This is a genomic window from Pseudomonas trutticola BRTCR10, assembly GCF_056155105.1.
Map to the genome: position 1 here is coordinate 2,776,115 of NZ_CM149552.1, position 7,069 is coordinate 2,783,183.

Annotated in this window: 1 protein-coding gene; it reads left to right on the plus strand. The window is 61.4% G+C overall.

From position 1 onward, the window contains the following. Window positions 1-460 precede the first annotated feature (460 nt). Entirely contained in the window at window positions 461-6,865 is a 6,405-nt protein-coding gene (locus ACVVH8_RS12555) for an amino acid adenylation domain-containing protein (RefSeq protein ID WP_475230473.1), read from the plus strand. Window positions 6,866-7,069 lie beyond the last annotated feature (204 nt).

Genomic DNA, 7,069 nt, shown 5'->3' on the forward strand with positions numbered 1-7,069 from the left:
TCACTGAATCGTCTGCCGTCTATGTAAAAGCCGCCCACGCAGTCATTTCTCCTTGAACATGATCTGGAGCGGGATTTAAGCCTATGGATTTGTCCTACGTCTGTAGGGGAATCCGGGGACACAAAGTGCCAGCATTTCTGATTGTTGGCGCCGGGGTTCTGACGGGGTTGATTGCTGGAAAGTCGTTCACCGTGACCATCCAGTCACTGCAAGGGCCCGGAAAATCGGCAGATCGTGTTCCTCGATTGCTGAGGCTGGGGCAAATGGCAGCATTGGCATGTGGTTCTTTTCCTACAAACTTTTCAGTATTTTCTCTCCGAAAACTTAGACAGGACCTATGCGAAAAAGCCGATAAGCACTGTCGGGCGCGCCGGGGAGCGATGGTTGTCCGGGTTTCGGGTGTCATGTCGGCGCCGGGGCCGATGCTTGAATACGGGCAAAATCTCATGAGAAGGATCTTATGCCGCCTATTTCTGCCTCTGCGGCGGACACCTCGTCCGTTGCGCCCGCGACCTTTCCCCTGACCGCCGCACAGCTGGACATCTGGCTTGATCAATTGAGCCGGGGTGACTCGCCCCTGTACAACATCGGTGGCTACATGGAGTTGACCGGCCCGCTGGATCCTGCGCGGATGCAGGCGGCGCTCAGCCATCTGGTGAGCCTGCACGACGCGATGCGAATCGAGTTGTTGCCGGGTGCCGGCGCGGACGGACTGCCACGGCAACGTTTTGCGCCATCGATGCCGGGGCCGCTGATGACGTGGGATGTCTCTGGCCAGTCAGATCCAAAAGCGGCGGCGCGAGCGCTGATTCAGGAGCGGATCGACCAGACGTTCACGCTGGACGGCGGGCCGTTGTACCGTTTTTTGCTGATCCGGCTCGATGACGATCTGCACTGGTTCTCCATTCTGGCTCACCACCTGATCGTCGACGGCTGGGGCTTCGCCGAGATGATCAAATCGTTGGCCGCCATCTATAACGCACTGGCCGCCGATCAGAAGGTACCTGACACCGCGCTGTCCTACGTCGATTTCATCGAGGACGATGCGCGTTATTACCAGTCACACCGATACGCGCAGGATCGCGCGTACTGGCTGGACAAATACCGCCTCCTGCCCGAACCCCTGCTGGTGCCGCGTTATCAGGAGCGCTTTGTCGGGCATGCGCCGTCCAGTCAGGTCGTGGCGCGGACGTTCCCCGCCGTGCTGCATGAGCGCATGAAACAGCTCGGTCAGGGACTTGGCGCTTCGGCGTTTCACGTGCTGCTGGCGGCGCTTCATGTGTATTTCAGCCGTACCGCACAGCGTGACGAATGGGTGTTGGGGATGCCGATTCTCAACCGGTCCGGCGCTCGATTCAAATCGACCGTCGGCTTGTTCACCCAGGTCAGTGCGGTGCGCATGGGGTTTGGTCGCGACCTCACATTCGCCGACTTGATCAGGGCGATTCGCGATGAGCTGAAAGAAAACTTTCGTCATCAGCGGTTTCCCCTGAGCGAGATGAACCGCGCCTTGGGCTTGCTGCGCGAGGATCGCGCGCAACTGTTTGAGCTGACGGTTTCTTACGAACTGGATGATCAAGAACATATTTACGGCCAGGCACGGGGTCACGTGGTCAAGGTTTCCAATCATCAGGAGGCTGCGCCGCTGGCTATTTATTTGCGCAGTAACCGCTTCGACGAACAGGCCTGGTTGCACATTGCCTACTCCCCGATGTATTTCGAGGAAGGTGAAGTCGAGGCGTTTGCCGAGCGGCTGTTGTCGGTACTGGAGCAAGGGCTGGAAAACCCGCAACTGCCCGTGACCGAATTCGGCCTGCTCTCGCCGACGGAAACCGCGCTGCTGCAGCAATGGAACGACACTCGCGTGGTTTATCCGCAAGGGTTGACCATCGTCCAGCGCTTCGAGGCCCGAGCGGCGCAACAGCCCGAGGCAGTGGCGGCGGTTGGAGAAGGACAACCACTGACATATGCCGAGTTGAATCGTCAGGCCAATGCATTGGCGCATCAGTTGCTCGGGCTCGGCGTGCAGCCGGATGATCGCGTGGCGCTGGTGGCCCGCCGTGGACTCGACAGCTTGGTCGGATTGCTGGCGACTCTCAAGGCTGGAGCCGGTTATGTGCCGATCGATCCGGCGCACCCCGCCGAGCGTTTGAACTATCTGCTCAATGACAGCGCACCGGTTGTCGTCCTGACGCAAAGCGCTTTGCGCGCACGTCTGCCGAAACTGGATGTGCCAGTGATCGATCTGAATCTGCGCGACTGGCCGGCCGACAACCTTGCCAACCCGCGAGTGCCCGGCCTGACCCCGGCGAACCTCGCCTACGTGATCTATACCTCCGGTTCTACCGGCCTGCCCAAAGGGGTGATGGTCGAGCACGGGACACTGGGCAATCTGGTCGACTGGCATTGTGACGCCTTCGAGCTGCGCGCCGGTCAGCACACCTCAAGCCTCGCCGGTTTCGGTTTCGATGCCATGGCGTGGGAGGTCTGGCCGGCGTTGTGCGTGGGCGCGACCCTGCATCTGGCGCCCGCCACTGGCAGCAACGAAGACATCGCCGCGCTGCTCGACTGGTGGCGCGCGCAGCCGCTGGACGTCAGTTTTTTACCAACGCCGATCGCCGAGTATGCCTTTGGCAAACAACTCGACCACCCGACCCTGCGTACGCTGCTGATTGGCGGTGATCGCTTGCGTCAGTTCAACCGACAGCAGTCCTTCGAAGTGATCAACAACTATGGGCCGACCGAAGCCACAGTGGTTGCGACCTCGGGGCGGATCGACGCCGGCCAGGCGCTGCACATTGGCAAGCCCGTGAGTAACAGCACGGTGTACTTGCTCGATGATCAACAACGGCCAGTGCCGATGGGGATTACTGGCGAGTTGTATGTCGGCGGCGCCGGTGTTGCCCGGGGCTACCTGAATCAACCGGAACTGACCGCCGAGCGCTTTCTGCGCGACCCGTTCAGCAGCGAACCGCAGGCGCGTATGTATCGCACCGGCGACCTCGCACGCTGGCGTGCCGACGGTAACCTCGACTACCTGGGACGCAATGACGATCAGGTGAAGATTCGCGGTGTGCGCATCGAACTCGGCGAGATCGAAACTGCGCTCGGCAGCCATGCCGCCGTGCAGGAAGCGGTGGTGCAGGTGCGCGACGGGCAACTGTTGGCGTGGTTCATCGAGCATGAGCCGCTCGACATCAACGCCTTGCACGCCCACCTGAAAACCCGTCTGACCAGCGCCATGCTGCCGAGCGCTTATGTGCGCCTGACGGCGTGGCCTATGACTGCCAACGGCAAGCTTGATCGCAAGGGATTACCGGCGCCGTGTCAGGACGACCTGATCAGACGCGAATATGAAGCACCGACAGGCGAAGTCGAAGTGTTGTTGGCGCAGTTATGGGCCGAGGTGTTGCAGGTTGAACGGGTAGGGCGCCACGACCATTTCTTCGAACTGGGCGGGCATTCGCTGCTGGCGGTGGGTATGGCCGAACGTATGCGCCAACACGGTTTGAGCGTCGATGTGCGGCAACTGTTCGCTCAGCCCACACTAGCGGCATTGGCTGCCGCCGCAGGACGCAGCCAGGAGAGCGACGTGCCGCCCAGCCGTATCGTTGCGGATTGCGAACTCATCACGCCGGACATGCTGAGCCTGGTGCAACTGGACCAAGCCAGTATCGATCAAGTCACCCTGACGGTTCCGGGCGGAGCGGCAAACGTGCAGGACATCTATCCGCTGGCGCCTTTGCAACAAGGCCTGTTGTATCACCACATCACCGCTGAGGGCCGCGATCCGTATCAGCAGCACGCCGTGTTGTCCTTCGCCAGCCGCGCGCAACTGGAGGCATTTGCCAGCGCTCTGCAAAAGGTTATCGAACGTCACGATATCCTGCGCACCAGCCTGGTCTGGGAAGGCATCGAACCCGCGGTGCAAGTCGTCTGGCGTCAAGCGAAACTGGGTATCGAAACCGTCGTACTGGAGCCCTGCGCCGGTGATATCGCACAACAGTTGCGCGAAGCCTTCAGCCCGCTGCAACGGCCACTGAATATCCGCCAGGCACCGATGCTGGCGCTGGCAGCAGCCGAAGACAAACCTGACCGGCGCTGGCTAGGCCTGCTGCGCTTTCATCATCTGATCAACGATGCCACTTCGACCGCAGTATTGATGCACGAAATCCAGATGCATCTGCTCGGGCGCGAACATGAATTGCCGCTGTCGGTCCCGTATCGCAATTACGTCGCACAGGTTGGTTTGAAGGATCGGCAAGCGGAGCATGAGAGGTTTTTCCGCGAGCAACTGAGCGATGTCGATGAACCTACGCTGGCTTTTGCCTTGAGCGACCGTCAAGTCGACTCCAGTGGACACGACGATGCCAGACAACCCCTCGCTGCCAGCCTCGCGCAGCGCCTGCGCGATCAGGCGCGCCAATCGGGCGTCAGTCCGGCGAGCCTGTTCCATCTGGCCTGGGCCCAGGTGGTCGGGGCGTGTGCCGGGCGTGAGGACGTGGTATTCGGCACGGTATTGTTGGGACGACTGCAGGCCGGTAACGGTGCCGACCGTGCGCTGGGCATGTTCATCAATACCTTGCCATTGCGCCTGAGGTTGGCAGGAGCCAGCGTCAGCAGGGCATTGGCCCAGACTCACGAACGCCTTGCCGCGTTGCTGGCCCACGAACAGGCACCGCTTGCACTGACGCAGCGTTGCAGTGCGATAGCGTCCGGTACGCCGCTGTTCAACAGTCTGCTCAACTATCGACATACCGACGCGGCTCCATTGCTGAGCGCTGTGCCGGGAATCGAGTTGTTGAGCAGCGTCGAAATCGTCAGCTATCCATTGATGCTGTCCGTAGATGACGACGCCACGGGTTTTCATCTTGCCGCCAAAGCGCCGCGCCTGATCGGTGCGCAACGTGTATTGGATTATCTGCTCACAGCGCTCGAAGCGCTGATCAATGCGTTGGAACACACGCCGCAATTGTTGCTGAGCAACGTATCGGTTCTGCCACCAGCCGAGCGCGAGAAATGGCTGGTCGAGTTCAACGCCACCGAGGTCGCTTGCCCGCTGGAGCAGCCGCTTCAGACGTTGTTTGAACAACAGGTACGCCGCAAACCGGATGCCATCGCGCTGCAATCCGAGCAAGGAGATCTGACTTACGCCGAGCTCAATGCACGCGCCAACCGACTGGCGCATCATCTGCGCGAACAAGGCGTGCAGCCGGATACGCGCGTGGCGATCTGTGTCGAGCGCGGACTGGATCTGGTGGTCGGTCTGCTCGCCATTCTCAAGGCTGGCGGGGCGTATGTGCCGCTTGACCCGGACTATCCGCTGGAACGCCTGCGCTACATGTTGCAGGACAGCGCGCCGGTCGCCGTGCTGGTGCATGCCGCTACCCGTGAGCTGCTCGGTGAGCACGACGTGCCGCTGATCGATCTCGACTGTGGCAGTTGGCAGTACAACGGCGAGAGTAATCCGCAGATCCCCGGGCTGAGCGCCTCCAATCTTGCTTACATGATCTACACCTCCGGCTCCACCGGCCTGCCCAAAGGCGTGATGATCGAGCACCGCAGCGCCTGCAACATGGTGCACTGGGGCTCGCAGATCAGTCTGCCTACCGAGCACGGTGCGCTGCTGCAAAAAGCGCCGTTCAGCTTCGACAGCTCGGTGTGGGAGATCTTCTGGCCACTGTGTTCCGGCCTGCGTCTGGTGCTGGCACGACCTGACGGCAACCGCGATTCGGCGTATGTGGTGCAGACCATTCGCGAGCATCAGGTCAGCGTGGTCAAGTTCGTTCCGGCGTTGCTCCAGCAGTTCATCGAGCAGGACGATGTTGACCAGTGCACTAGCCTCACCGATGTGCTCAATGGTGGTGGTGAACTCAGTGCGGCACTGGTTCGCCAAGTGCGTCAGCGCCTGCCGTGGGTGCGTTTGCACAATGTCTACGGCCCAACCGAAACCACCGTCGACAGCACCGGCTGGACGCTTGAACCGCAAATGTCGGTGCCGGACCACGTCGTGCCGATCGGCAAGGCACTGAGCAACACTCGCCTGTACGTCCTCGATGCCCACGATCAGCCAGTGCCGCAGGGCGTCGCCGGTCAGTTGCACATCGGTGGCGTGGGCGTGGCGCGCGGGTATCACGGACTGCCCGAGATGCAGGCCGAGCGCTTCATCGACAGCCCGTTTGTACCGGGTGATCGGCTGTACCGAACGGGTGATCTGGTGCGCTACAACAACGACGGCGACCTGGAATTCCTCGGCCGCAACGATTTCCAGGTCAAGTTGCGTGGCTTGCGTCTGGAACCGGGTGAAATCGAAGCTCGGTTGATCGAGCATCCGGCCGTACGCGAAGCGGTGGTGATGGTGCGCGACGAGCGCCTGGTCGCCTGGTACACCGTGCGTGCCGGCGTTGCTGCGCCAGGTCTGGAGGCGTTGCGCGCCCATGTGCTGGAGCGCTTGCCGGAGTACATGGTGCCGGGGGCTTTTGTGTTGCTTGACGCTCTGCCGCTGACGCCCAACGACAAGATCGACCGCAAGGCCTTGCCTGAACCGGGAGCAGAGGCGGTGTTCAATCGCCCGTATCAGCCACCCGAAGGTGAAGTCGAAGCGGCGTTGGCGCAGATCTGGGCCGAGGTGCTCAACGTCCATCAGGTCGGGCGTCACGACAACTTCTTCGAGTTGGGCGGGCATTCGTTGCTGGCGGTCAGCCTGGTTGCGCGCATGCGCCAGACCGGGTTGCACACCGACGCGCGAGCGCTGTTCAGTCAGCCGACGCTGGCGGCACTGGCGGCCAACACTCGCAGCCAGGCACAGCACCTGGAAATCCCGCAGACCACCATCCCGAGCCTCAACCGCAAACGCCGGCTCTGACAATCCAGCCTGTGGGCGCTGCCGCAGCCTGCGGCAGCGCCTGCCGGGGGATGCAAAGGATCGCGGCTCATGGGGAGGTGGATTGTCCCTGCTTCCCATGTCAGCTCGCCAAGCCTTGATGTTTTAGTTTTTCCAGGCTGCGCGCAACTCGCACGGACTCGCGGCTGCGCGCTCCTTTTTCTCGTATTTACAGCAGGTTATCCC

What these genes read in the sequence shown, in the direction of transcription:
- ACVVH8_RS12555 (WP_475230473.1), top strand. Translation starts at nt 461, where the DNA reads ATGCCGCCTATTTCTGCCTCTGCGGCGGACACCTCGTCCGTTGCGCCC.